This is a genomic window from Desulfovibrio sp. TomC (assembly GCF_000801335.2).
Classification (GTDB): Bacteria; Desulfobacterota; Desulfovibrionia; order Desulfovibrionales; family Desulfovibrionaceae; genus Solidesulfovibrio.
In genome coordinates this window covers 314,089-339,746 of the sequence record NZ_JSEH01000003.1, presented here as the reverse complement: position 1 = coordinate 339,746, position 25,658 = coordinate 314,089, and the positions used below count along the sequence as shown (strand labels likewise).

22 protein-coding genes are annotated in these 25,658 nt (G+C 64.1%); 11 read left to right on the top strand and 11 right to left on the bottom strand.

The features are described from left to right. The 3 genes from NY78_RS25185 to NY78_RS04675 form a co-directional block, all read left to right on the top strand. The coding region (locus NY78_RS25185; RefSeq protein WP_043632276.1) for a hypothetical protein at positions 1–673 on the top strand (673 nt) is incomplete at its 5' end. A gap of 163 nt (positions 674–836) precedes the next feature. Next, the gene (locus NY78_RS24520) at positions 837–1,511 is read left to right on the top strand and encodes a hypothetical protein (protein WP_156180865.1); all 675 of its coding nucleotides are present in this window, start codon (positions 837–839) and stop codon (positions 1,509–1,511) included. Between the two features lie 232 nt (positions 1,512–1,743). Continuing rightward, complete coding sequence (locus NY78_RS04675) at positions 1,744–3,018, top strand: GGDEF domain-containing protein (RefSeq protein WP_043632273.1); 1,275 nt, start codon at positions 1,744–1,746, stop codon at positions 3,016–3,018. A 203-nt stretch (positions 3,019–3,221) separates the two neighbouring features. On the opposite strand, the gene NY78_RS04670 is transcribed toward NY78_RS04675, so the two are convergent. Then, entirely contained in the window at positions 3,222–3,929 is a 708-nt protein-coding gene (locus NY78_RS04670; protein ID WP_043632272.1) for a Crp/Fnr family transcriptional regulator, read from the bottom strand. A 108-nt stretch (positions 3,930–4,037) separates the two neighbouring features. Here NY78_RS04670 and NY78_RS04665 point away from each other — a divergent pair, with 108 nt between their 5' ends. The 3 genes from NY78_RS04665 to NY78_RS04655 all read left to right on the top strand — a co-directional run bounded on the left by NY78_RS04665 (position 4,038) and on the right by NY78_RS04655 (position 6,518). After that, a complete protein-coding gene (locus NY78_RS04665; protein ID WP_043632271.1) occupies positions 4,038–4,670 on the top strand; it encodes a 4Fe-4S dicluster domain-containing protein in 633 nt (210 codons plus the stop codon). Beyond that, a complete protein-coding gene (locus tag NY78_RS04660) occupies positions 4,667–5,977 on the top strand; it encodes a 4Fe-4S binding protein (protein ID WP_043632270.1) in 1,311 nt (436 codons plus the stop codon). The genes NY78_RS04665 and NY78_RS04660 overlap by 4 nt, the downstream gene beginning before the upstream one ends. Positions 5,978–6,335: 358 nt before the next feature. Next, positions 6,336–6,518, top strand: a complete 183-nt coding sequence (locus NY78_RS04655) for a Sec-independent protein translocase subunit TatA (RefSeq protein ID WP_043632268.1) — start codon at positions 6,336–6,338, stop codon at positions 6,516–6,518. A 587-nt stretch (positions 6,519–7,105) separates the two neighbouring features. On the opposite strand, the gene NY78_RS24515 is transcribed toward NY78_RS04655, so the two are convergent. After that, positions 7,106–7,621: a hypothetical protein gene (locus tag NY78_RS24515; protein WP_156180864.1), complete on the bottom strand. Its 516-nt coding sequence runs from the start codon at positions 7,619–7,621 to the stop codon at positions 7,106–7,108. 872 nt (positions 7,622–8,493) lie between these two features. Between NY78_RS24515 and hcp the strand changes: the two genes are divergently transcribed. The 3 genes from hcp (at position 8,494) to NY78_RS04640 (ending at position 11,337) form a co-directional block, all read left to right on the top strand. After that, on the top strand, positions 8,494–10,110 hold the full coding sequence (hcp, locus tag NY78_RS04650; protein WP_043632266.1) for a hydroxylamine reductase: 1,617 nt from the start codon (positions 8,494–8,496) through the stop codon (positions 10,108–10,110). Positions 10,111–10,170: 60 nt separating this feature from the next. Next, complete coding sequence (locus NY78_RS04645) at positions 10,171–10,941, top strand: ATP-binding protein (protein ID WP_043632263.1); 771 nt, start codon at positions 10,171–10,173, stop codon at positions 10,939–10,941. Positions 10,942–11,019: 78 nt separating this feature from the next. Further along, positions 11,020–11,337 carry a cupin domain-containing protein gene (locus tag NY78_RS04640; RefSeq protein ID WP_043632260.1) on the top strand — a complete coding sequence of 106 codons (318 nt, stop codon included), beginning with the start codon at positions 11,020–11,022 and terminating at the stop codon, positions 11,335–11,337. A gap of 734 nt (positions 11,338–12,071) precedes the next feature. Here NY78_RS04640 and NY78_RS04635 read toward each other — a convergent pair. From NY78_RS04635 to NY78_RS04625, 3 genes are all read right to left on the bottom strand, one after another. Beyond that, positions 12,072–13,739: a GGDEF domain-containing protein gene (locus NY78_RS04635; RefSeq protein WP_231583767.1), complete on the bottom strand. Its 1,668-nt coding sequence runs from the start codon at positions 13,737–13,739 to the stop codon at positions 12,072–12,074. A gap of 231 nt (positions 13,740–13,970) precedes the next feature. Next, the gene (locus tag NY78_RS04630) at positions 13,971–15,293 is read right to left on the bottom strand and encodes a DUF1501 domain-containing protein (protein ID WP_231583765.1); all 1,323 of its coding nucleotides are present in this window, start codon (positions 15,291–15,293) and stop codon (positions 13,971–13,973) included. Between the two features lie 78 nt (positions 15,294–15,371). Next, positions 15,372–16,871 (bottom strand): DUF1800 domain-containing protein, encoded by a 1,500-nt coding sequence (locus NY78_RS04625; RefSeq protein ID WP_043632258.1) that lies wholly within the window; start codon positions 16,869–16,871, stop codon positions 15,372–15,374. A 112-nt stretch (positions 16,872–16,983) separates the two neighbouring features. Here NY78_RS04625 and NY78_RS25180 point away from each other — a divergent pair, with 112 nt between their 5' ends. After that, on the top strand, positions 16,984–17,151 hold the full coding sequence (locus tag NY78_RS25180) for a hypothetical protein (RefSeq protein WP_197084202.1): 168 nt from the start codon (positions 16,984–16,986) through the stop codon (positions 17,149–17,151). Here the strand turns inward: NY78_RS25180 and NY78_RS04620 are convergent. The 5 genes from NY78_RS04620 to NY78_RS04600 all read right to left on the bottom strand — a co-directional run bounded on the left by NY78_RS04620 (position 17,138) and on the right by NY78_RS04600 (position 23,324). After that, the gene (locus NY78_RS04620; RefSeq protein WP_043632254.1) at positions 17,138–17,512 is read right to left on the bottom strand and encodes a gamma-glutamylcyclotransferase family protein; all 375 of its coding nucleotides are present in this window, start codon (positions 17,510–17,512) and stop codon (positions 17,138–17,140) included. The genes NY78_RS25180 and NY78_RS04620 overlap by 14 nt on opposite strands. Positions 17,513–17,653: 141 nt before the next feature. Further along, on the bottom strand, positions 17,654–19,591 hold the full coding sequence (locus tag NY78_RS04615) for an autotransporter outer membrane beta-barrel domain-containing protein (RefSeq protein WP_043632252.1): 1,938 nt from the start codon (positions 19,589–19,591) through the stop codon (positions 17,654–17,656). Positions 19,592–19,697: 106 nt separating this feature from the next. Beyond that, positions 19,698–20,414 carry a glycosyltransferase family 2 protein gene (locus NY78_RS04610; RefSeq protein ID WP_043632249.1) on the bottom strand — a complete coding sequence of 239 codons (717 nt, stop codon included), beginning with the start codon at positions 20,412–20,414 and terminating at the stop codon, positions 19,698–19,700. Between the two features lie 13 nt (positions 20,415–20,427). Then, positions 20,428–21,627, bottom strand: a complete 1,200-nt coding sequence (locus tag NY78_RS04605) for a class II aldolase/adducin family protein (RefSeq protein WP_043632246.1) — start codon at positions 21,625–21,627, stop codon at positions 20,428–20,430. Next, a complete protein-coding gene (locus NY78_RS04600; protein ID WP_043632243.1) occupies positions 21,615–23,324 on the bottom strand; it encodes an aldehyde ferredoxin oxidoreductase C-terminal domain-containing protein in 1,710 nt (569 codons plus the stop codon). Before NY78_RS04600 ends, NY78_RS04605 begins: the two co-directional genes overlap by 13 nt. Positions 23,325–23,455: 131 nt before the next feature. Here NY78_RS04600 and NY78_RS04595 point away from each other — a divergent pair, with 131 nt between their 5' ends. Beyond that, positions 23,456–24,295, top strand: coding sequence for a hypothetical protein (locus NY78_RS04595; RefSeq protein WP_043632240.1), 840 nt, complete (start codon positions 23,456–23,458; stop codon positions 24,293–24,295). Positions 24,296–24,465: 170 nt separating this feature from the next. Here NY78_RS04595 and NY78_RS04590 read toward each other — a convergent pair whose 3' ends face one another. Beyond that, a complete protein-coding gene (locus NY78_RS04590; RefSeq protein ID WP_043632239.1) occupies positions 24,466–25,641 on the bottom strand; it encodes a hybrid sensor histidine kinase/response regulator in 1,176 nt (391 codons plus the stop codon). Positions 25,642–25,658 lie beyond the last annotated feature (17 nt).

The following is a 25,658-nucleotide window of genomic DNA, read 5'->3' as shown; positions in this document are numbered from 1 at the left end:
GATGGCCCTGCCTGCGCCGCAGTCCCCTGCCGACAAAGCCGCCATGCGCCAGCGCCGCCGCTGGCTGGCCAGACGCCGCTGCCTGCGGGCGTTGCGGCGCACTCTGACCTTCATCGTTCTGGTGACGCCGTTTTGCTATTTCGGTTTGATCCTGTGCTGCGGTATGCCGGCAGGAATGGGAGGGGCCATTCGCGCCCAGATCTACTTCTACGAATGGTGGATGTTTTTTCAAAACGGCTACGTATTCACAAAATACATCTGGCACGCACCACGCTTTGCTGCTCTCCCTCTGCTTGTAAATATTGCCTTCATTGTCGCTTACCCACCAGGGAATCCGTGGCAAACAAATTACGGCTTGTATTTTGAACAATTCTATAAAGATCGCATGGAGGTTATCCGGCTGGTTGAAAACGGTGTGTTGGTTGGTTTTGACGAACCCCATGGCGTTGTCTTGCTGCCGCCAGCATTTGCGCATACGGCATTCCCAACAGGACGAGTTGGATACAGTCGCAAGGGAACTCGCTACAGAATTTATTTTCCAGCCCAGTGGGATCCGTTAACGCAAAATGGATTTGAATACGACACGGATTACCACAAAGAAGCCGCACAATCTCAGAACCCTGTATATGCTTTAGACCACACGGCTTCATCGTGGTATTTTGTTGACGACTAGAATGCATCTATTGTTCTAGATACAATTACAACGGCCACGATCTGGCACGATAAAAATCCTGTATTACACTCAATCGTTTTTTGGCGCCAACCAGCCGGAGCGCACCTTCTCGGCCTCCTGCCCGCGACTGGCGCGGCGACCGGAAAACGGATAACCTGCCGCCATGATGGCCCTGCCTGCGCCGCAGTCCCCTGCCGATAAAGCCGCCATGCGCCAGCGCCGCCGCTGGCTGGCCAGACGTCGCTGCCTGCGGGCGTTGCGGGCGACAATAACTTCTTTGGTCCTGGCAATGCCCTTTGCGTGTTTTGGCCTTGTACTGTGCTGCCATATGCCATTTGGGCTGCAGACAACCATTCCAAACTTCATAAACATCTCCGTGGCGCTCATCTTTTTTCGAGCGATCTGGATCTTTGCAAGTGAAATTCGGTTTTCGCCACTATATTCCATTTTGCCACTGATCGTTTATGCATTACTCCAAGTCTCTCCATGGCCAAATGACACCTGGAAGGTAAATTGGGAGTTCTATTTCTCTCAATTCTATACGGACAGGATGGAAGTCATTCGACACATTAAGCAGGGTGAATTTCAAGAACTTGACAAATCCGAAGGCAAGATAGATCTGCCACAAAAATTCAAACACACTTCCTTTCCTCATGGAAGCGTCGAGTACTCTCGGATAAATGGCAAATATACTTTATTTTTTTCAACTGACTTGGACGGTATTCCATCGACAGGATTTGAATACAGCGACGACGAGGGGAAAGAATACTTTGCTACAATAAATCCTTCATACAAGTCTACGATGATCACACCGAATTGGGTATTTATTACATATTGATATAGACACACACTTTCATAAACAACTGATTAAGTATAACAACAACGCCATCAATAACAGCTATACGAAATCTCACCTGCCAGCCTGTTGGAATGCACCTTCGCGGCCTCCGACCGGCGGCCGGCGCGGCAACCGGAAAACGGATAGCCTGTTCGCCCTGCCCGCGCCGCAGTCCCTTGCCAACAACGCCGCCGGCCTTGCCTATTTCCCCGCCCTGGCCTACAGGCACATCATGGGCAACTCTGACCAAGACCATATTGCCCGGCACAACCGGCACTACAAGCGCAGCCTCACCCTGCGCTACATCACGGCCCTGGCCCTGGTCGCCGCCCTGGTCGTCATCTCCTACACGCTGTTTCGGCACATCATGGGCACCATCGACCGGGCCGCCGCCATTATCGCCATCTCCGGCTCGCAACGCCTGCTCACCCAGCGCGTCCTGGCCCAATGCCTGCTCCTGTCCGCCGCCGACGACGACGAGAACCGCCGCGACATCCAGCAACGCCTCAAGCAGGCCGTCGCCGCCCTGGTCGCCAACCACGAACACCTGCTCGCCGACCTGGACGCCCCCGGGTCCCTGGCCGCCAGTTCCCCGGAACTGCGCGCCATCTATTTCAAACCGCCCTACGACCTCGACAAGGGGATGCAGCTTTTCATCAAAAACACCCGCGCGTTCATCGATTCCGACGCGACCCGGCCGTCCCTGGCCGATCCGTCCTTTTTAAATCTCCTGGCCTTTGGCGAAAACGAGCTGTTGCGCGACCTCAATGCCGTGATCCGGCAGTACCAGCAACTGGCCGCCTCACGGCTGGCCGTGCTGCGCCGTCTGGAAGCCGGGGCCGCCGGCACCGTACTGGCCATCCTGATCGCTTCGGGCCTGTTCATTTTCCGGCCCATGGTGCGACGCATCTGCGCCGACCGCGAAAGCCTGCAGGGAGCCAACGAGGCCCTGGCCGAACTGGCGGTCACCGATCAGCTGACCGGCGCGTACAACCGCCTCAAATTCAACGAGGTCATGACCCGGCAAGTCAACCGGTCCGCCCGCTACCACGAGCCGCTGTCCGTGGTCATGTTCGACATCGACCACTTCAAGGCCGTCAACGACACCTATGGGCACGGGGCCGGCGACGACATGCTGCGCGAACTGTCCCATCGCGTGGACGGCGCGACCCGGGGCGTGGACTGGCTTTTCCGCTACGGCGGCGAGGAATTCGTCGTGGCCGCCCCGCAGACCAACCTGGGCAACGCCGCCCTGCTGGCTGAAAAACTGCGCCTGCTCGTGGCCGGTACGCCCTTTCCCCACGGCATAACCGGCAGCATCAGCCTGGGCGTGGCCGAACTGCGGCCGGGGGAGACCGTGGAGGAGCTTATGGGCCGGGTGGATGCCGCGATGTACGCCGCCAAGAACGCCGGCCGAAACCGGGTGGCGGTGGCGGAAAACTGCCAGGAAGGCGAGGCGGAAACGAACGACCGCTGTGGTCTGCCGCAGCTTGTGCCCAACGAGTAACCGTCCCCTTTCGGGGACAATGCCGGACGCTGGAGCAACGGTGGTTTCCGTCAAGGGGGAACTTCGGGACCCTGCCAACAGCCGACCGTATTGCCACCCAGCGCCGAGAACCCCTTAAAACTTCCCCCCTTTGCAGGGGTCCGGGAGGATCATCCCCCCGGCCGCCGGAGGTATCTTTCTCTTTTACACCCCACTCCCATTTGTTAGCGTCCGCCAGGGCCAAACGGCGCGGCGCCGGTGGCGTGGCCGGCGGCCAGGGCCTCCAGGCGGGGCGCGTCGAGGATTTCGATGGCGTGGCCGGACAGGTTGATCAGACCGTCGTCGGCAAAGCGGCGCAGCACCCGGGAGAGCGTCTCCGGAATGGTGCCCAGATAGGCGGCCAGCTGGCCCTTGGGCAGATCCAGGGACAGCACGCGCTTTTTGCTTTCCGCGCCAAGCAGCAACAGATGGGCGGCGAGGCGGGCCGGCACTTCACGAAGGCTTAAATCCTCAAGCTTTTTGACCAGCTGGCGCAGCCGGATGGATAAAAGCCCCAGCATGTTCATGGCCAGATCCGGCTCCTCGGCCAACAGCCGCCGGAAGCGTTCACGCGGAAAAAATAGATAGTCGCCCTCTTCCAGGGCCTGGGCGTTGGCCGGATAGACCCCGCCGGCAAAGACCGCCACCTCGGCAAAGACTTCGCCCGGGCCGAACACGTGCAGGATATGCTCCTTGCCCGACAGCGACGTCTGGTAGATGCGCACCTTGCCCGAGGCCACCGAGAAAAACCCCTCGGCCGCATCACCCGAAAAAAAGATGTCCTGCCCGCGTCCGTAGCGGCGCACTTCGGCCACAGCGGCCAAAGCGGCCAGTTCCTTGGGGCCAAGGCCGGCAAAAAGGCCGATAGCGGCCACGGCTTGGTTTTTCTCCACAACAATCCCCCTCTTTGACCTACGTCAAGGCGCTCCGGTCCAGGCTTGGCCAGGATCGGCCAAAATAGTCCCCTGACTCGTACCATACGCTCTGCGAAAGGACGCGCCATGTCTGCACCCGCCGTTCTACTGGAAACCTGCCGGGGCGTGAAGCCAGGCGGCTGCCCGCATGCCGCGCCGCTGCCGGCCGATGCCCTGGCCGCTCTGAGCCGTCTGGCCGAAACCACCCCCGTGCCCGATGCCCTGGCCGATCTGGCCCGGCCCATGCGCCGCCATGAGCAGTTCCGCCTGGCCGTATGCGCCTGCCCCAATGGTTGCGTGCGGCCGCAGGTGGCCGATCTGGGCCTTGTCGCGGCCCGGAGCGCGACGGTGGACGCGGCGGTCTGCGTCGGTTGCAACGTCTGCGCCGAGACCTGCCCTGATGCGGCCATTGTCGTACGCCGCGGCAAGGCGGTGCTCGACGACGTGGCCTGTCTGGGTTGCGGGCTGTGCGCCAGGGTCTGTCCGATGCGGGCCATAACCGTCGGCCCGACCGGCTTTCGGGCCTTTCTCGGCGGACGCCTGGGCCGCCGCCCGCGCCTGGGGCTGGCGGTCGGGAACAGCCTGACGCCGGAGGCTGCCTGTGCCCTGGCCGGGCGGGCGACAATCGCCTACGTCCGCCAGCTGCGCCCGGGCCTGCGCTTTGGCGACATCCTGTCCCCGGGCGGCCTGCCGGGGCTGCCGGCCTGGGTGCTGTCATGACCACGGCCGGTGTTCTCCTGCAAGTCCTCGGTCTGCTGCTTTTTGCCGCCCACAGCCTGCGCCAGGGCGATCCGGGGCTGACCGCGTCGAGCCTGGCGCTGATTGGCCTTCTCGCCAGCCGGCAGGGTTTTGCCCGGCTGGTCCTTGGACCGGCGCTTCTGGCCATGGGCCTGGCCTTTGCCGTCGTGGCCCGGGACATGGCGCTTTTTCGCCTGGCTGCCGGCCTGCCCTCTGTCCGTCTGCTGGCCATTATGGCCGGGGTGACGGCGGTATGCGCGGCCGGCGGGCTTTTCGCCTTTTCGGCCCGGGGAGCCGCGTTTTACCGGCGCGGCAGCCAGGCGACCGCCGCCCAGGCCGCGGCCTTCTGGCTTGCGGCCGGAGTGCTGGCCCTGGCCCGGGCCAAGGCGCCACAACCCATCTTGCTCGCCGACCGCTTTTTCCCGGGCTGGGGACTGCTTGAAATCACGGTCCTGGCCGGCTATGCCGCCTGGTTGACCGGACGCATGCTCGACGCGCCGCGCACCGGCCCCCTGCGTTCACGCTATTGGGCCGCCTTTTCCCTGGTCTTTTTCGGCCAGCTGGCCCTGGGTCTGGCCGGCGAGACGATCTTTCTCATGACCGGAGCGCTCCATCTGCCAGTGCCGGCGCTCATTGCCGCCGGACCGGCGTACCGCGGCGGCGGCTATTTCATGCCCATCCTCTATCTGGCCACCGTGCTGCTTGTCGGGCCGGGCTGGTGCTCCCACCTGTGCTACATCGGCGCGGCCGACGACGCCTGCGCCCGGCTCGGGCGCAAAACGCCCAAGCCCCTCTCTGCCAGACTCGGCTGGTGGCGGCTGGCGACATTGCTCCTGACGGTGGGCGGGGCGGTGGGGATGCGGCTTCTGGGCGTCCCGACCCTGACGGCGGTCTGGGCGGCGGCGATTTTCGGGCTGGCGGGACTGGTCGTCATGGCCACGGCCTCGCGGGCGACCGGGGTGATGGTCCACTGCACCATGTATTGCCCCATCGGCCTTGTCGGCAACGTGCTGGGGAAACTCAGCCCCTGGCGCATCCGCATTGCGGCGGGCTGCGACGGCTGCGGCCGGTGCGCCCGGGTCTGCCGCTATCTGGCGCTTGGCCGGGCCGATCTCGATCGGGGCCGGCCCGGCTCGACCTGTACCCTGTGCGGGGACTGCGTCGGAGCCTGTCCCGGTTCGCGCATCGGCTTCCGGTTTCCGGGCCTGTCCCCGGCGGCGGCGCGCCAGGCCTTTTTCGCGCTGGTTGTCGCGCTGCATGCCGTCTTTCTGGGGGTGGCAAGAATGTAACCCGGCGGCTGCCCTTGAACATGTTCCGGGGTGGCAGGGACTTGCTCCAGCCCAACCAACGGCTGCCAGGACACCCTCCCGGCAAATGTTCACTTTCCCTTGCCCTGTGAGAGGTATCCCTTTACCCTGAACACCTGGAACAGCCATAGGGTCATTTTCAAGCAGTCTCCCACAGGCCTGTGCCGCAGCATCGAGCACGCCAGAAATCCAGACAATTCTGCGTCACCCTGGGCCTTTTTTCATCCCGCCTGCCCCTTGGCAAGCGTTGCAACAGCACTATCCATAGAACAAGACCAAGACCTTCCCTTTCCCAGCCCCCGCCAGGGACGGACAGGAAAACGAAAACAGGAGCATGACAATGGGCGCATTTTCGATTTGGCACTGGCTGGTCGTCCTGGGCGTCGTTTTGATCATCTTCGGCCCGAGCAAACTGCCGAGCCTTGGCCATGACCTTGGCAAGGCCATCCGTGGCTTCAAGGATTCCATGGAGGCCAAAAACATCACGCCCGCCGAGACCGACGTCGAACAAAAGCGGCCCTAGCCGCTTCACGACAAAAGCCCGCGCCTCTTTCCGAAAGAGCGCGGGCTTTTTTTATTGGCGTTGCGTCGTAGAATAGAGGCAGGGACGAGGCACACAAATCCCCCACTCAGCCCCTCCCCACCTGTAGGCCCGGCACCAGCCGCCTCCCCCCGCAAAGCCCGCCTTGCCGTTTGCGTCCTTCATACCGGAATGAGTCCCTTGAGCGACAGGCCTGCCATGCCGCCATCGGCCACAGACCGCCCTGACACATATAAACCGGAACCTGCCTAACGCAACGTGCACCCTGTGCGGCGACTGCGTGGGGGCCTGCCCTGGCGCGTGCATCGGCTCTCGCCTTCCCGGGCCCTCGCCGATGGCGGCGCGACAGGTGTTCTTTGCGCTGGTAGTGGCGCTGCAAACAGTGTCTTTGGGGGTAGCGCGGATTTAGACAGGCAAGCTCCAGCCATTTATCTATAACAAAAAAGTCAATCCCAGATAATATTGTTCCATAATTTGCAGCTAAAGAAACTCAAACTAATAACAAGAGCACAGCAGCCAGACAATAACATTGTAAAAGGCCATATACGATCCATCAAAAACCGTTATAATCAGTACTTGCGCATCATTCTTCCAGTCAGAAGCATATAATTAGCATTGTTTACCAACGAAAACAGACACCCTTCATCCATCAATTCTTTTTGCAAAGTCATACTTGAAGTGCTGTCTTGCCATACTGCAGTATTATTCGACGGGAGAGCGATTGGTTTGCCATATTTTGCGTAAAAAGAAGACATGAGTGATTTTTTATTTATATTCTTTGCATAAATATGCACAACATTAAGTTTATTATCGACAAACTGAAAAAAAATATCAACTGGAATTCCTTCAATATTGCGCGGGAGCCCATCAATAACTTGGTAGCCTGGCTCCTTGTCATTTCCTCCAAATCTTGTGCGTATCAAGATAAATTTTTTAGATATATTGTCATAGCTCTCACCCCATTGTACTTCACAAAAATTATCGTGAATAGGCGTCAGATCACATTCTTTATAAGAATCGTTAGAGCAGCTAACGCCAAAGCAAAGACAGAAGATGAGTACAATTATGCAACGAAGTCTTGCCACAAGCACAGCCCCTACTTAGTTATTGCAAACCCAACAAGTTTCCACAAGCTACGAAGACAAAACCATTTTTCCCTCTACTCCACACACAAACAAGACATAAGCTTGTTCGCTAATACAATAATAAAACCACTATTTTGAAATTTCCTATCGAAACACCATCTAGTTTTTTAAACAAAAGCGTCCAGTTGTTATTTTAACCCTGGCTCTCAGAATCGACTCAAGCAAAGCTGCGAAACAAACAATAGACGCAGTAGCAAGGCCATAGAAACTATCTATGCTTATGTTAAAAAAGATCAAAAAATACCTCAAAACATTTTTGAAACGCTTTTAGAAAACAACCTATTCGTATCTGGCAAAACAATTTGCAGCATTAAAATATATTAACACATACATAACAGCCGCCAATTAATCAATGGCAAATTTAATCCGTACTCTCCCGCGCGAAGCAGCCTAGGAACAGCATGGGCCTTGTGTCGCGCTCTGAATCGCTCTGGCGCGCCTCCCCTGATCTCCATAAGACACCTCCCCAACGGCAGGTTCATACTGGCAAGTTGGTGTCCAAGAAAACCTGAGGCCTATCCGCCCTTGACCTTTTTCCCCCATCCCGTGCTATAGCCCCTAATATTCCCAAAAAGGTTTCCCGTCCCCGCGTCGGGAATCGCGCCCGTGCGCCGTTCCCACGCCTCGGTAACCACTGTTGCGGATTCCTTTTTTCCGGCTTTGCGGCTCCGGGCGGCTCCGGACTGAAAAAAACCGGCCCTTTCGAAAAAAAATTCCTTGTTTGACTTAGGTCAAACCGCTTTCGGCCCGGCCCGCGTAGACCCGAATCAACGAAACGGGAATCCGAACCAAACCCAAACGGAGGACGACATATGTTTTGCTACCAGTGCGAACAGACCGCCAAAGGCCTCGGCTGCGACAAACTCGGCGTGTGCGGCAAACAGCCCGACGTCTCCGACCTGCAAGACCTGCTCGTCTACGCCCTGACGGGCCTGGGGCAGGCCGCCGCGGCCGCCAAGAGCGAAGGCGTGGCCGTGCCCATGGAAACCGGCCGCTTTTTTGCCAAGGCCATGTTTTCGACGCTCACCAACGTCAATTTCGATGCCGCCGACTTCAAGCCGCTGATCGAAGAGACCGTGGCCAAGCGCAAGGCCCTGGCCGGCCTGATCAAGGCCACGCTGCCCGAAGGCCCGGCCACTTTCGTCCCGGCCGCCGACCTGGCCGGCCTGGTCGCCCAGGGCGCGAAACACGGCCTCAAGGACATCCCCGAAGCCGACGCCGACATCCGCTCGCTCAAGCATACGCTCATTTTCGGCATCAAGGGCGTGGCCGCCTACGCCGACCATGCCGCCATCCTCGGCCAGGAAGACCCGACCCTGTACGAATTCCTCTACGAGGGCATGGCCGCCACCTTCACCACCGACAAGGACCTCGGGGCCTGGGTGGCGCTGGTGCTCAAGTGCGGCGAAGTGAACCTGCGGGCCATGGAGCTGCTCGACGCCGCCAATACCGGCGCGTACGGCCACCCGGTCCCCACGGTCGTGCCGCTGGGGCACAAGGCCGGCAAGGCCATCCTGGTTTCCGGGCATGACCTCAAAGACCTCAAGCAGCTGCTCGAACAAACCGCCGGCAAGGGCATCAACATTTACACCCACGGCGAAATGCTTCCGGCCCACGGCTATCCCGAACTGAAAAAGTACCCGCATTTCTACGGCCACTACGGCACGGCCTGGCAGAACCAGCACAAGGAATTCGCCGCCTTCCCCGGCGCGATCCTCATGACCACCAACTGCATCCAGAAGCCGGCCGAAAGCTACCTGGGCAGCATCTTCACCACCGGTCTGGTCGGCTGGCCCGGCGCCGTCCACGTCAAAAACGGCGAGTTCGGCCCGGTCATCGCCAAGGCCCTGGCCATGCCCGGCTTCCCGGCCGACGAAGACAAGGACACGGTCATGACCGGCTTTGCCAGAAACGCCGTCATGGGCGTGGCCGGACCGGTCATCGACGCGGTCAAGGCCGGCAAGATCAAGCACTTCTTCCTGGTGGCCGGCTGCGACGGGGCCAAGCCCGGACGCAACTACTACACCGAGTTCGTGGAGAAGGCCCCGGCCGACACCGTCATCCTGACCCTGGCCTGCGGCAAGTTCCGCTTCTTCGACAAAAAGCTCGGCGACATCGGCGGCATCCCGCGCCTGCTCGACATGGGCCAGTGCAACGATGCCTACTCCGCCATCCAGGTGGCCGTGGCCCTGGCCCAGGCCTTCGAGTGCGGCGTCAACGACCTGCCCCTGTCCATGATCCTGTCCTGGTACGAGCAGAAGGCCGTGGCCATCCTGCTCACCCTGCTGCACCTTGGCGTCAAGAACATCCGCCTGGGACCCACCCTGCCGGCCTTCTTGACCCCCAATGTCCTCAACTTCCTGGTGGCCAATTACGACATCAAGGCCATCACCACCCCTGACGAAGACCTCAAGGCCATCCTCGGCTAACAGGCCACGCCAAGAGGCGGCCCCGGCGAATGCCGGGGCCGCCCCCCAGGAAAGAAAGCCATGAAACGCAAGATTATCGAAATAGACGAGTCGCTGTGCAACGGCTGCGGCCAGTGCGTCACCGGATGCGCCGAAGGGGCGCTGCAAATCATTGACGGCGTGGCCAAGATCGTGGCCGACCATTTCTGCGACGGCCTGGGGGCCTGCATCGGCCACTGCCCCACAGGCGCACTGCAAATCATTGAACGCGACGCCCCGGAATTCGACGAGCACGCCGTTGAAGAGCGATTGGCCGAACTGAAAAAAGCACCCAAGACTCCTTCTCCCTGCGGCTGCATGTCGGGCGCGCCGGTCACCATGACGCCGTGCCAGACGGCCAACGCGCCCACGGCCCAGGCGACTCAGACCGCCGGCGGCGGCTCGGCCCTGGCGGCCTGGCCCATCAAGCTGCGCCTTGTGCCGCCAAACGCCCCGTTTTTACAGGGAGCGCGGCTGCTGTTGACGGCCGATTGCGTGCCGCCGGCCTTTCCGGCCTTTCACAGCGCCTTCCTGCCCGGCCGCATTGCCCTCCTTGGCTGCCCCAAATTCGATGACGTGCAAAGTTATGTGGACAAGCTGGCGGAAATTTTGCGGCAAAACGACATCGTCGACGTCACGGTGCTGCAAATGGAAGTGCCCTGCTGCGCCGGCATGTCGCGCATCGCCGCAGCGGCCATTGCCGCCTCGGGCAAGGCCGTGCCGGCCACCCAGGTCGTGGTGACCCGGCGCGGCGAGATCGCCGGCATGCAGCCCTTGGCCGCCGGCGGCGCGCCCCTTGGCAAGCTGGGCTGACCCCGGCGGCTCCCGGCCTGACGCCTGCCCGGAGGATAGGCCTCCCGGCCCCTTTGACAGGAAACACGAGGTACGGTCATGAACAAGACCAATATATTCGAGGTAGGACCGTTTAAGGACACCGGCTACGGCATGCTCTGGGTGCATGATTCGGCCAATTTCCGGATCATCAACTTCAACTTCAAGGCCGGACAGACCCTGCCGGTGCATGCCCACGACATGGACGGCGAGCTGTCCATCGTGGTCCTTGAGGGCGAGGGGGAGTTTCTCGGAGCGGACAATGCCGCCAGCCCGGCCAAGGCCGGCGACGTGCTGGTGTGCCCCATCGCCACCCCCCACGGCATCCGCTCGATTACCGACATGCGGGTGCTGGTGACCATCGCCCCGCCGCCGTAAGTTGCGTGGGTAAGGGACGGGGGTAAAGGCGGAAGAGGCGGAAGAGGCCTCCGGCGGCCGGGGGCCTGAGGCCCCCGGACCCCCCAAATGGGGTAAAGGGAGTGGCGTTACCGCGACGGTGAGCGGGAGGAGGGATAATCCCCCCCGGACCCCCTTGGTGGGGAAAATTTATCACGGGATTTTGGGCGCGGGCTGGCGATGCCGGTCGGCTGTGGACCGGAAGCTCTCGGGTGGGCTGCGTGCGTCGACACGCCCGGCCGGGACCGACCACGTCACGAAAAAAATACGCCCGTTTGAAAAAAAATTCCCCGCCTGTACAATTCCAACGGGTTGCAGTTTCGGGTCGGCTTGCCTTTCCCTCACTTATGTGAAAAAAAGCGCAAAAGAAAGGGCCATTCATTTATCTACACGTTTTTTACGAGTAGGGGAAGCCGGCAACAGCCCTTTGCGCCACTTTTTTTACGATGCCCGGACGAGACGCGGCGAGACCGCCTGACGCACGTACGCCAACCACGCGCGCCAGGACGGAGTGCCGAAACAAAAGCCAATGGCGGACGCGAACCCGCCGGCCTCCTGACACGGACCCCAAGCCACAAGGACTTTGGCACTCCGGTCTCGCCCCGTCCCGTCCCGGCGTCCACTGCCGCTGCCCCAATCCCCATCCGGCGCTCCGCCCAAAGGCCCTGGCTTCGTCCTCCAGAAGCAGCAGCAGGCCGTCCCCCCCTACTCGCCCGCTACCCCAGAACTATCTGATTGCGCCCCTGTTCCTTGCCCCGATAGAGGGCCGCGTCAGCCCGACGCACGACATCGTCCAGGACGTCCCCCGGTGCAATGGCTGACACGCCGATGGTCACCGTGACCGACACGGTAACCGACTCCGTGCCCCGCCTGCAGTCAAAGCGTGTCGCCCCGACGCCTTCCCGGATGCGCTCCAGCAACCGGCCGGCCCCGTCCAGACCGGTCCCGGGCAGCAGCAGCAAAAACTCCTCGCCGCCCCAACGCGACACCAGATCACAGGCGCGCACCTCGGTCGCCATGGTCCGGGCAAGACCCCGCAACAGGTCGTCCCCGGCTTCATGGCCATACTCGTCGTTGACCCGCTTGAAAAAATCGATGTCGACCATGGCCACGGCACTCCCCTGTCCGGCCCCGTAGCGGCCAAACCGGAGCACCGCCTCCTCAAGGGCTTCCTCGGCATGGCGGCGGTTGGCCAGACCGGTCAGGCTGTCTGTCCGCGACAACTGGTCAAGGTTGCTATTGAGGGCTTCGAGTTCCTCTTTGGCCTCATGCAGGCGCTCGTTGGCTTCATGAAGCTCCCGGGTGCGCTCCAGCACCCGGGCCTCCAGCGTGGCGTTAAGCCCCACCAGGGCGGCCTCGGCCCGCCTGCGCCGCATCCGGTTGACCACCAGACCGAGGACGAGAAACGTCTCGACGAGCAGCAGGACAACACCGCTGACGACATACCATTTGTACTGCCCCCAGAGGCTGTTGTCCTGGAAAAGGAGGGTGCTGCCGGCGGGCAGGACGAATTCGCGGATGCCGAAACGGCGCAAGGCGCGCTGGTCAAAGACATAGGCATTGATGGAGGCGGCAAGCGCTTCGCCGGACGGTTCCCGGCCGTCCAGGGCATCAAGCATCCAAAGCGCCGTGCGCCGGCCGAACAGTTCGAAGCTCGCGGCATAACCGCCGACCGCTCCCTCGCCGATGAGGTGCTGGGCCACCACAAACACCGGCGCGGCGGCGCGCCCGACAATGTCCCGGACCACCTGGGCCGGCACAAAGGAAACCCCGTCGCTGTCCAGGGCAAAACGGATATACAAAATGGCCTGCTCGGCCGGGACGGCAGCAACCTGCCCCATGAGCGCCGCATGGGACAGACCGGAGGTGGACACGCAGGCAATCCGGTCGGCATACTTGGCGGCGGCTTTGGTGATTTCATCCGCCAGACGCCGTTCTTCCTCGGATGCGCCGAGGACCACCAGCACCGAGTTCGTCCCAGGCCGCAGCCTCTTAATCAGTTCCAGGTTTTTTTCAATATCCGACGTCGCCGTTGTCCAGGAAATCGTCTTGAAAGCCGATCCGGCCACAACGCCCTCGCCGCCCCGGTCCTGGGCGATAAAACAGGGAACGCCCTGGAAGGCCTCGCGCAGATACTGAGTATACAGGCCGGTGACGGCCCGGTCCGCAAAAACGGCTTCCGGTTGCCAGTGGGCATACTTCATGGCCAGATAGCGGGCCGTATCCGACGCATACAACGGCACGTTTTCAAAATTGGTCACATTGATATATTCGGCGGAGACGCGGACATCAAACTGCGTACTCGTCCGCAGTGTCTCGATCAGGCCGTGGTCAAATTGGGCGATGGCCGGATGGTCCTGATTGAGATTATGCAGGAGCAACACATTTTTGCGAGGCAATCCCCGGGAAAGGGCAGGCCCGGCCGGGAGGAACAGAAAAAGGGCCAAGGAAACGACGAAGAAAAAACAGGTTGGAGGCTTGCAACCTGTTCGCTTTGGGGTCACGCCACTAAATAGCATGGTCGCAGGATACAAGGGGACAGCCCCTGGAGCAAGACCGCCTCGTGCAACAATTCCATCGTAGGCCACTTGTTCCTCTGATTCCGACAGATAAAATCAACCAACAATGCCCGGCGGCGCAGACACAGGCGCAAACCCCGGGAAGACATCCCCGACCTTTTTCTCCGGCAAGCCCAGATGGCGCACGGCAATGGGTGCGATAACATCGCGCCAGTCCGTCGCCACGGCCACATCCCGGCCACCGGCCAGCCGATGGCCGGCCAGCCCCGGCCACTCGCCATAGATCCGCCCGCCAACGACCGGCCCGCCAAGGACCAGCATCACCCCGCCCAGGCCGTTGTCCGTGCCGCCAAAGGCGTTTTCCCGGGCGCTGCGGCCAAATTCCCCCAGGGCCACGATGACCGTGTCCTCGGCCGCCTGGCCAAGCCCGGCCAACATTCCGGCCAAGCCCTGGCCGGTTTCGCGCAAGCGGTCGGCCAGATAGCCCTTGGCCGCGCCCTGGCCGCTGTGGGTGTCAAACCCGCCAACCGAGACGAATCCCAGGGCCGCATCCCGGCGCTTGGCCAGTTCCCGGCCAAAGTGCTGGCCAAATTCGGCAAAATGCGGGGCCGGGATGGCTCCGCCGGCTGCCCGGCGCGATTCTTCGAGCAGCTTGGCCAAGACCTCCTGACGGTCCTCCCGCCCGGCGGCAAAAGCCTTGCCGAGCGCCCCGCCGGTTTCGCCGTAGAGCCGGCCGACTGCGGCAAAAAGCGCTTGGTCCTCCACCGGAAGTCCCGGCAGGGACTCCCCCCGGCCTGGGGCGATCATGGTGTAGTGCGGCGCGCCGTCGTAGGCGTCGGACTGGCAGGCCACCAGCATCTGGGAGCGTTCCCCGGCCAGGGCCAGGGCCAGTCGGCCAAGCCAGCCCGACTGGCTGCGCTTGCCCTGGGCGGTTGGCGTGCCGGCGGCAAATTGGGCCAGGGCCGGGCCATGGCTCGTCCCCTGGCCGGGCATGGCGCAGGCCGGGATAACGGCCAGCTGTTTTTTGGCAAAAAGCGGGGCCAGGGCGGACAGGGCCGGATGGAGCAGGAAGCCGCTGCCAAGGTCGACGCCGCCGCAATCAGCCGGCAGGGCCGTGGTCGGACGCAGGAACGGATACAGCGGATCGGCCACGGGCGCAGCCACGGACAAGCCGTCCGGGCCGCCCTGGAGCAGCACCACCACCAGCTGTTTGCCGGTGCGCCAGGGAGCCTTGGCCGCCGTCTCCCGGCCTTTGCCGCCGGCCTCGGCCTTCCCCTCGCCGGACGATCGGCCGGCCTTGCGGGCCAGGGCCGGCCCCGGCACGAGGCCAAGCGCTCCTATCCCGGCCAGCCACCGCAGCACGTCTCTTCGTCGCACCTTGCCCCCCACTCGTCCGTATTCCCGGGTCTGCGCGCTCACGTGGCGCGTCCGCAAGCTTCGTTTTTGCGAACGCCCAGGCCAGCATGCAGGAGGAGTTATCTTGTAAGGAACGCCAGCCTAGTAGCGCAAAAAATCCGGCGACGCCAAAATGACGCCCGCGCCATTGTCCCCGGCCTTGGCCGCCGCCTGCCCCACTGCCGGCGACAGCTCCGGCCCAAGGGCCTCAGTCAGGGTCTGGACCCCCACTTTGGCCGCCGGCGAAAGTCCGGCAATACGCCCGGCAGCCAGGTCCCCGGCAAAGCTCACCCGACGCGGCAAGGCCTCAGGCTTCTGCCAGGACGCCGAGCCCGGCAGATACCCTTCGGGACCGTCGGCGGCAAAAAGCGGTTGCCCAAGGCCGGCCAGGGCCCCGGCCAGGGCGGCGGCGTCGGTTGGCGTCTGGCCCATGGCCCGCACGGACGAGACGATATGGCGCAGCGGCGATTTGATCCGCCCGCCCCGGTACTTGGCGTCAAAAAACGCATCGTTGGTAAAAAGCGTGCGCAAGACCTCGCGGATATTGCCGCCGGTTTTGCCAAAGGTCTCGGCCATGCTGGCCACCAGCCCGGCCGGCGGGTCGTCGGTGAGGAAATAGACCGCCAGCTTGCGGCTGATGTTGCGGGCCGTGGCCGGATGCTCGGCCAGGATGCGAAGAGCGGCCGCGCCCTCGCCAAGGCCCGTGCCCTTGACCGTCTGGCCGAGCAGTGTCTTGTCGGAGGGATCGTGCAGCTCCACGTCGAAATAAAACCCGCCGGTATCGGAATCGGCCCGGGCCGCGCCCACGCGCCAGCCGGTGAGGATGCGGGCCAGGGCCTGGGTGTCGGCGGGTTTCTGGGGACCGCCGGGACCGAGGGTGTGGTGGGCTAAAAGCAGCGCGGCATAGGTCGGCTCAAGGGCTTCGCGCGCTCCCTGGCCGCCGTCGCGGTGGACCACGTTTTTCCAGTTGCCCCGGGCGATCAGCATGGCCGGATGCATGGCCGTGGCCGCCAGCAGATCGAGAAACCTGCCCATGGCGTAGGGCCGGATGGCCTCGCGTTCAAACGAGCCGACCCACAGGTGGGCCAAGCCCTTTTTGGCCCCAAGGCTGAAGTGTTCGCACCAAAAGTCGACCATGAGCTCCTGCAATTGGCGCGGCGAGGCAATGGCCCGCAGCAGGCGGGCCTTGGCCGCTTCCAGGGCCACCACGTCGGCCCGGTCAAAGGTGCGGCGCATGGCCTCGGGGTCACCGTCCCGCCCGGCTTCGGCCGGCGGGCCGTATTCCCGGAAAAGGCGCACCGTGTCCATTTGCAGCGAGGGCAGCGCAGCCAGGGCCTCAGTAAGTCCGGGAGGCTCGGCCAGGGTTTCCGGGTTGAGCTGGGATTCGATAAAGGCGGGCAGGCCCATGGCCTCCGCCTGCCCAAGCAGCCCCGGGCCGGGGCCGTAGGTCAGGCGGTTGACGGCCTGCACAATTTTGGGGTCGGCTCGGGAATCGGCAGCCCGGACCGGGACAGAGGCCAGACAGCACAACAGCAGGACACCCGGCAGGATGCCGGAGAGGGGACGCCACAGGGAGCGGTGAAACTGCACGATGCCGGCCATTTGGACAATGTGCGCGGCCAGTGGGCAAATGTCAATTGTGCGGCGCTCGCAGCCGGCGGATGCGCCCGAAACAATTCCATGCTAGGCTGCAGCCAACCACAAGGAGGCGAAAATGGCCGTCTATGCCAATCAGACCATCATCAAATACGGCGTGGGCTTTGGTTCGGCCCTGGCCATGTCCGTGTCGTTTGCCCTCAACAAATCCATCGCCTGGGCCATCATCCACGGCATCCTGGGCTGGATCTACGTCTTCTACGCCTGGATTTTCAAAGCCTATTGAGCGCGGCGAAATCGCCCGTCGCCATGGCCACGCCAGGGGGGCGGCGGGCGAAATAGACCCAGGCCGTACGGATTTCGCCGTCGGCGTCCATGACCACAGCCGTCTGGCGGCGCTCATAGACCTGGGGATGCTCTTCCAGGTCGTCCAGGCCGGCCAGCGTGTGGGCGTCCGTCACCCGGTACACCTCGCCAACCACCGGATAGCGGGCCTCGTCGGCCGCCAGATAGGGGATGCCCGCTTCCAGATACAGGCCGTAGGCCCTGGCTGTTGTCGCCGTGCCGCAAAAGGCCGCCCCGCCAAGCCAGCCGTGGTTGCAAAACCCCCGGCGCAGCGTGCCGTACACGAACACGTCCCAGGCCATTCGCCGCTCCTTTGCCAGGGCCGTCCCCGCCCACCCGGTTTTTCTGCCTGTCCGGCCAAATCTTGCGCGTCTGCGGACGCGCCCTTCCAGGCAGGCCTTTGCCGCAGCGCCCGCTTCGTTCCAAGCGCGAGTCCGTTGCGGCTAAAAGCTGACGCTCAGGCCCACATCGCCGCCGTAGCCGATCACCTGGGGATTGGACAGCGTGGCTGAGGCCGCGCCCCGGACCATGATCCGTTCGCTGATTTTATACGAGGAACCAACCGAAGCCGTGGCCCAATCGGCAGCGACAGGGGCGGCGCGCAGGGCATACGGCGCGGCGGTGGTCGAGGTGAGCGCGGCCTTGACCATGCGTCCGCTCTGGTCAACCAGCTCATGGTTCCATTTGGCTTCGGCAAACGGCCGCCAGTCGGCAAGGTCCACCGAGGCCCGCCAGCCGAGCTGGCTTACGGCCGAATCCCGGATCTGTTCGCCGTACGACAGGGCGGTAACGCCGTTGCTGCCGGTTGCCGTTCCGCTGGACCCGGATTCGGCAAACCCCTTGATGCGCACCTGCTGCACAACCAACCCCGCCACCGGGCCGGTGGTGACCGGTCCCAGGCGCAGATCGCCGCCAAGGCGCAGGGCCAGGGCCAGGGAGCGGCCGGTCGTGTCGGCGCTGTTGGCGTCGGTGAAAAGGCCAAGGGTCACGTCGCGGACGATCTTGTCCTGCTGCCAGCCGTAGGAAGCCACCGCATCCCCCCACACCGGCCCGGCCTGATAGGCGGTGTAGAGGCTGAGTGCCTGCTCGTTTTGGTCAAAGCGCCCGCCTCCCATGGAAAACTGCTGGGTCTGGGTGGAGGCCGTGAAGGCCGCGCCCAGGATCAAGCCGCAAGGCGTCCGGTAATCCGCGCCAATCGAACCGGTAAACGGCGTGCCGGCAACGCCCGGGAAACCCGAGTCGTTTTTGAGTTCCAACGCGCCCACGCCGCCGCCGATCCAGACGTTTATGCCGGTCGGACCGCGGTGCTGCCCGGTCAGATCGATCTGTCCCTGGAGAGCGGCCGCCCGGGCCAGACCGCCCTGCACCGGGGCCTCGGCCAGAAGCGACATCAGGCGTGGGGCAACAAGCAGACTGGTTTCGTAATCCGTTTCAATCCGCTGGCCCGCCGTGGTCAGGTGCTTGCCGTCGATAAACAGATAGGTCTGCAATTGGACGGGAGTGATGTCGGCCCAGGAGGTCACCAGGGCGGCGACCGGCGAGGGGGCGTTGGCGGCCAGCACCGAGTCGTACGTAAAGCCGAACAGGGTCGGATTGGTCGCCACGAACCGAAACAGGCTGGAGAGGTCGGCGGGAATGAAGCGGACGCCGGCCGCAGTCAGGTCCGCCCATTTCGTATTCCCGTAGGCAACGGTCCGGGCATAGTTCTCAATGCTGGTTTCCGGGACAAGCCCGCCGGAACCGGACAACACCGTCGTATAAAACGAATTCGGCACCATGATGGTGCGCGCGCCGGCTGCCTGCAAGGCCGCCACGCCGGCAGTCAACTGCGCCGCCACGCCGCTTAAAAAGGTCGGATTGGCGGCGATCCAGTCCGCGCCCTGGTTTTGCACGAAAATCAGATCATTGTTGCCGCTGTTGACCACATACAGGGCGTCGGCATTGGCAGCCCCGCCCCCGGCGGCCAGAAAGGTTGCGATCTGCTGGGTCGTGGCCACGTTCCCGGGCAGTTGCCCGGAAGCCGGGGTACCGCCGGTCGTGGCGCTCAGGGGCGCCGTATAGGCGCTGCCGTTGCCGAAGTTGCCGCCGCCGATGCTGACCGGCTCGGCGCCAAGGCCAAAGCGCGCCGCCAGCATGGTGGTCGTCATCACCCCTGGTCCGGCAAACCCGCCGCCGGCTCCATTGGCTACGGCAGCGACGACTGCGGCGTCGACGCTGGCGTTGCCGCTGGTGGTATAGCGAAAATACCCGGAATCCAGGGTGCTGTCGCCAAATCCGACAAATTGATTGAATGCGCCGGCCGCATTCCCGGACACCGGCCTGGCGCAAACCGCCAAGGCAACTCCGACGAGTATCAGGGCCATCGACTTCAGTGTGCACATGGCATTGCCTCCGGCAACCGCCCCAAAGGACCCCGACCAAGCTGTCCCGGGAAAAATGTTTCTTTGCTTCCAGTACCCAAAAAGCCGCCAATCTCCCAAGACAAGGCTAGCCCCGGTCAAAGACTCCGAACCGCACGATCCACCACAAAGCGGCCAGCCCGTCTCGCCAGCCGATCTTTTTGCCTTCCTCATAGGTTCGGCCGTAATACGACACCGGCACCTCATAAATACGGGCCCGAAGCCGGGCCACCTTGGCGGTCAGCTCCGGCTCCACGCCGAACCGGTCGCTTTGAATGCGGATTTTCTGCAAGACGTCACGACGAAAGACCTTGTAGCAGACTTCCATGTCCGACAAATTGATGTCGTTTAACATGTTCGACAGCAGGGTCAGCATCCGATTGGCCACGGAGTGCCAGAAGTACAAGACCCGGTGCGGGCCGCCGAGGAACCGGGAGCCGTAGACCACGTCGGCCTTGCCGGCGAGAATGGGCTGGAGCAGGACCGGATAGTCCTCGGGATCGTATTCCAGGTCCGCGTCCTGAATGAGCACGATGTCGCAGGCGGCAGCGGCAAATCCGGTGCGAAGCGCCGCACCTTTGCCCTGGTTTTGGGCATGAAACAGCACCCGGATGCGGGGATCGCCGGCCAACGTACGCAGGTAATCGCCGCTGCCGTCGGTGGAGGCGTCGTCAACCAGAATAATCTCGGTGGTTTCCGGTCGGGCCAGGACCATGCCCAGGAGGACCGGCAGGGTTGTGACCTCGTTATAAACCGGGATGACGATGCTGACGGTCATGGCGCGACCGGAATCAGGGGCTTGCATGGGTGGCTCCGTATCAGAGGGAGGATTGGCCGAGTGCCTGGAAATACCGGCTTCGACAGGAAGTTTCAATAGCGCACAGCGCGGCCAGGGCCGGACCGAAATCATCCCTCCCCATGGTGAAGACGCCGTGGCCGCAGACAATGACCCCGCGCCGTCCGCCGTCGGCAGCCAGGGCCGGGGGCATGGTGTGGACGAGGCCCCGGGGGCCGCAACCCACTTCGCCGGGCACGATGGGCACGTCGCCGACGAATCGTTCCCGGGGGCAGGCGATGTGGCAGGCGTTGCGCTGGGCGCAGTCGGTCGCCTGGCAATCCATGGACATGACCACGGCAAAGCGGGGATGGCCGTGGAGGATGGCCCGGCGGCGATCCAGGCGCACCAGGGCGCTGTGGGCGGCCAGTTCGCTTGAGGCCGTCAGCCCGGCGCAGGACGAACCATCCAGGGGGACCCAATCGATGCCGCCGGCCAGTTCGTCCAGGGCCGCCCCGGTCTGGCTGATGGCCAGCGCCCCGTCCAGGTTGTAGGAAATATTGCCAAAGACCGAATCGACCAGCCCCAGTTCCACCGTGGCCCGGCCGGCCTCGATCATGGCGGCCAGGACCGTTTCCCGGTCGCCAAACGGCCCCTTGGCCAGTTGCGGCACGGCGGCCGGCGGCGGCGGCAGATGGGCCACGGCCGTCTCAAAGGCGGCCCAGGCAACGGCGTCGAGGGTTCCGGCCCGGGCAGCGGCCAGATGGTCGGCGAAAAACTTGACGAACCCGGCAAAGGCCACCGAGGACACGGTGACAAAGGCCTGCTCGGGCGAAAGCGCCCCATGGGCCAGGATGCCGACGCCGGGGAGGTAGGCCCCCTTGCGTCGGGCCAGGGCCTCGGCTGCGGCGGCGACGGTCGGTTCGGCCACCACCGGGATGTCGTGAAAAAAGGTGCGCGTCTCGCAGTCCCGGGGCCTTATGGCCGGGGCTTCCCGGGCGGCCAGCCATTCCAGGATGGTGCGGTGCGGCTCGGCCGGCGGGGCCAGGATGACGCAGCCGACGCCCAGGCGGTCGATCAGCCCGGCCAGCAGATCGGCCCGGGACGAGGGCCGGGAAAAGACGAGCGCGTCGTCCAGGCAGGCCACCACGGCCGTCTCCGGGGCGCACAACCCGGCCCGGACCAGCCTATCGGCCCACTGCCGGGCCAGATCCTTGGCCGTCTGTCGGTTCAGGCCAGCCATGGCAGCTCCAGCTCCTCGGCCCGCCCCGGGCTTGGCCGGCCGTCTTCGGCTACGCCCCGCAGCCGGTAATACCCGGCCCGGGCGGCCAGAAACGCCGGCCGGGACAGCGGCGGCACGTCGATGCCCTCGCCGCTTGAGCCCGGTTCGGTGAAAAAGCGCTCGGGCAGATCGTCGGCTGCGGCGGCAATCCCGGCCCGGGCGTTTCGCTGCCGCTCCCGGAAAACCGCCCGCTCGCCAAGCCTGGCCAGTTCGCCAGCGGCAACAATGGTTCCGGTTGCGGCCGACACGGCCAGCCCCCATTCTTCCAGACCGACAGCCAGGGTGCAAAGCGGGCAGCCGCCAAGGGAGGCCGCCGCCGCCACCGCGTTTTCGCCCAGATAGACCGCCCTGGCCTTGCCGGCAAAGGTGAAACGGTCGGTGGCCACAGGCTTTCGCAGCAGCTCATGGGCCAGGCACAGTCCGCCCCAGGCATCCGGTCCGGCCGGACCCACAGCCAGGGACAGGGCCAGGCCGCAGGCTCCGCGCGGGTCAAAGGCCGGCAGGGCCACGCCCTTGACGCAAAGGGCCGGCAGGGCTGCCGGGGCCTTTGCCAGGGCAGCGACGGCGGCGGGGACCTCGCCCGGGTCGGGGTCACGGCCGTCGGCCTCGGCCCGGCCGGCCAGGACCGCCGCCGCGCCCGGCGGATCGAGGCCCATATCCAGACAGGCGGAGTTGGCGGCAACGGCCAGACGGCCGTCGGCCAGCCCGAGCAGGGCCGTGAAATGGGACAGGGCGTCGCCATCGGGCATGATGGCCCCGGAATCCGTCACCCGGCGGCAGGGCACGGGACAGCCGGGACAGCCGACCGCCCGGGGCGTGAAGACGGCATCCAGGCGCGGGGCCGAGACGGCCGCGGCCTGGGCGAAAACGGTCTGGCGGAAATTACGGGTGGGGAGCATCCGCCGCCCGGCGGTCAGGTCCAGGAGGGCGGCCGTGCCGAAGCGGCCAAAGCCGCACGGACCGGACAAGGCCGGGGCCGCAGCGATGAGACGCTCCATGGCGGCCCGGGCCGCGCCCATGGCCGCAGCATCGACCGGGACCGGAGCCGGTTCCCCGGCCACCGTGGCAGCGACCACGACCGCCACAATATTTTTGGCGGCCAAAAGCAGGCCGCTCCCGCCCCGGCCAACCGGATGCACGCCGTCGGCCACGGCAATGGCCAGCCGCGAACCGGCCCGCGCCGCCGGCCCGACCGCCAGCAGGCCGTGCCAGGGAGCCAAGGCGGCTGCTATTGCGGCCAAGCCCTGTCCGGCCAGGTCGCCGGCCGGGACAAGGCGCAACCCCTGCCCGTCAAGCATGAGGAGCATCGGCACATCCGCCCGGCCGGTCAACACCAGCCCGGCCAGACCGCACCGGGCCAGACCCTGCCCGATTCCGCCGGGCACGGACGCCGTCAACACCCCGCCCGTATGCGGATTTGCCCCAACCAGGGAGGCAAACGAGGCCCCAGGCAGGTCGTAACCGGCCAGCGCCCCGGGAAACAGGCACAGGCAGGCCGCCGGGTCGTCCCACGGGACGGCCGGTGAGGCGGCGAAAATGGCTCCGGCCAGCCCACGCCCGCCCCGGTCCGCCCGCAGGTCGCAGCCGGCCGGGGATTCCCGGCGGCGGCGACCCGTGGTCAGGTCGAAAAAAAGGATGTCGGCAGTCGGCTGGTCCATGGCTTGTCCTTTTGCGGTAACCGGCTGCGACCTAGCAGACGGGTCGTTTCGTGGCAACAGCGCGCCCCCCTAAAGCCCTGGCCCAAAGGGCCGATAAGAGCTGTGCACCAACACAAAGACGAGGCCCGGCCATGCAGATCACATCTTACTCCGGCAACATTTCCAGCCTGCTCACCCTGTCCGGCCAGACAACAGCCCAGGGAACAGAGCAGAGCGCGTCCGCCACCTCGGGGCACGCCTCACTGACCTTTGGCAACGGCGATGACAAGACCACCGCCACCATCAAAGCCCCCAGCAGCACCTCGGAGGTCTTTGCCTCGGAAATCATGCGCCGCATCAGTCTGGCCGAGACCCCGACCACGGCCAGCAACGCCGGAACCGGGGTCAATTTCGGCGCTGCCGGCGACTTGCAGACCTCGCTGGCCGACGCGGTCGAATCCGTGCGGCAAAGCCACGGCGACGCCGCGGCCACGGCGGTCATGGGCATTGTCATCAAGGGCGTCGGGGATGGGTCCGGCGGCGAGGACGCCCTGGGCGACGCCCTGGTCTCGGCGCTCAAATTCATTGACCGCAATTTCGGCGTTGCCGCCGGAGACGCGGCCATGGCCAATTTCAACGGAGCGCTCAACAATTCGATAAACGATTTCTACCAGAACGGGCATCTGGAGGAATTTTACGCCTCGGACGGCTCGAGCGGGACAGGCAGCGCCATCAAGCAGGCCCAGGGCGTGGTGTCCTCCACCCTGGCCCATGTGGCCAAGCAGTACGGCGTGGATGCGGCCCAGACGATTGCCGACATCCTGGACACCAATTTCACCCAGACCGGCTCCACCCGCGAGGGCCTCGGCAAGGCCATTGCCGCCGCCGACGCCTACCTGACCGAGAACTACGGCGCAGGCGACCTGGGCGACCTGCCCCTTGGCCAGGAGACTGCTCTGCCCAAGGGGTCGGTCCTAAGCCTTTCCGTCTGACCGGGCCGGCTTGCCAGCCAGGGCCAACGGTCCCAGCCCCTCTTTTCGTGCCCACCTGCCGCTCACCGGCTCGGCAACGCCCAGAGTCAAGTCAAACTCCCCCCAAGAGGGGGATTCCAAAGGGACTCAGTCCCTTTGGCCGCCGGAGGCACTCTTCCCGCCTTCCCCCACTACACTTGGCCGCTGCCGCAAGCCACCTGGGCCGCCCCGGAATTGCGGTCTGGGCCAATGCGCAGCTCCCCCTGGGGCAGGCTCAGGAAAACCGTTGTCCGGCCGGTTTCGTCACTGGTTTCCATGCGGACCGTGCCGCCGTGGGTCTCGGCTATGAGCCGGGTGGAATAGACCCCAAGACCGGTGCCGCCCATCTTGCCTTCGGTGGCGTACTTCTGGAAAAACCGTTCCCGCATCCCCGGCGGCACCACGCCGGTGTTTTGCACCCGCACCTCGGTCGGTTCCCCGGGGTGCAGGTGCACCGCCACCACGCCGCCCGCCGGCGAAGCTTCCAAGGCGTTTTTCACGCAATTGGCCAGCATGGTATAGAGCAACAGCCGTTCGCCACAGAGATATACGGTGTCGCTTGCGCCGGCCTCGCGTCCGTCGATGGTCAGACGGCAGGTCAGATTCCGTGGTCCGGCCAAGGCGGAAAATTCCATAAAGAGCCGTCGCGCCATGGCGACCAGCTCCACCGGCTCGGGGTTTAAGCGATAGGTTCCCCGCTCGATCTTAAACAGATCAAGGGACAGGTTGATCATGGACAGCATTTTGTAGCCGTTTTCCTCGATCAGCCGCAAATACATGGCCTGGGCGTCGGTCAGGCCGCCGTCGTCGAGGATGATCTGGGGCAGGCCGATGATGCCGGTGAGCGGGGCCTTGAGATCGTGGCGCATGATGCGGTCCACGTCCTCGCGCAACGTGGCCGCATCGAGTAGCTCCTCGTTTTGCCGGGCCAGGGCCTGCCGGGCAGCCCGCAGTTCCAGGTGGTTTTTCACCCGGGCCCGCACCACGGCCGGACTGACCGGCTTTATGAGGTAGTCCACGGCCCCGAGCGACAGGCCATGGGCCTCGTCTTCCGGGGCATGGTTGGCGGTGACGAAAATGATGGGGATGTCGGCGGTTGCGGCCTCGGCCTTGAGCCGGCGGCAGACCTCATAGCCGTCAATGTCGGGCATGACCACGTCGAGCAGGATAAGCTCAGGAGCCACCCGGCGGGCCAGGGCCAGGGCATCGGTCCCGCTGGCGGCCGCATGGATGGTGTAGCTGTCGTGCAGGCACGCGGCCAGCATGCGGATGTTGGCCGGCACATCGTCAACGATGAGGATCGCAGGAAGTTTGGACGGCGTCGTCATGGGCTGGCGGTTGCGGC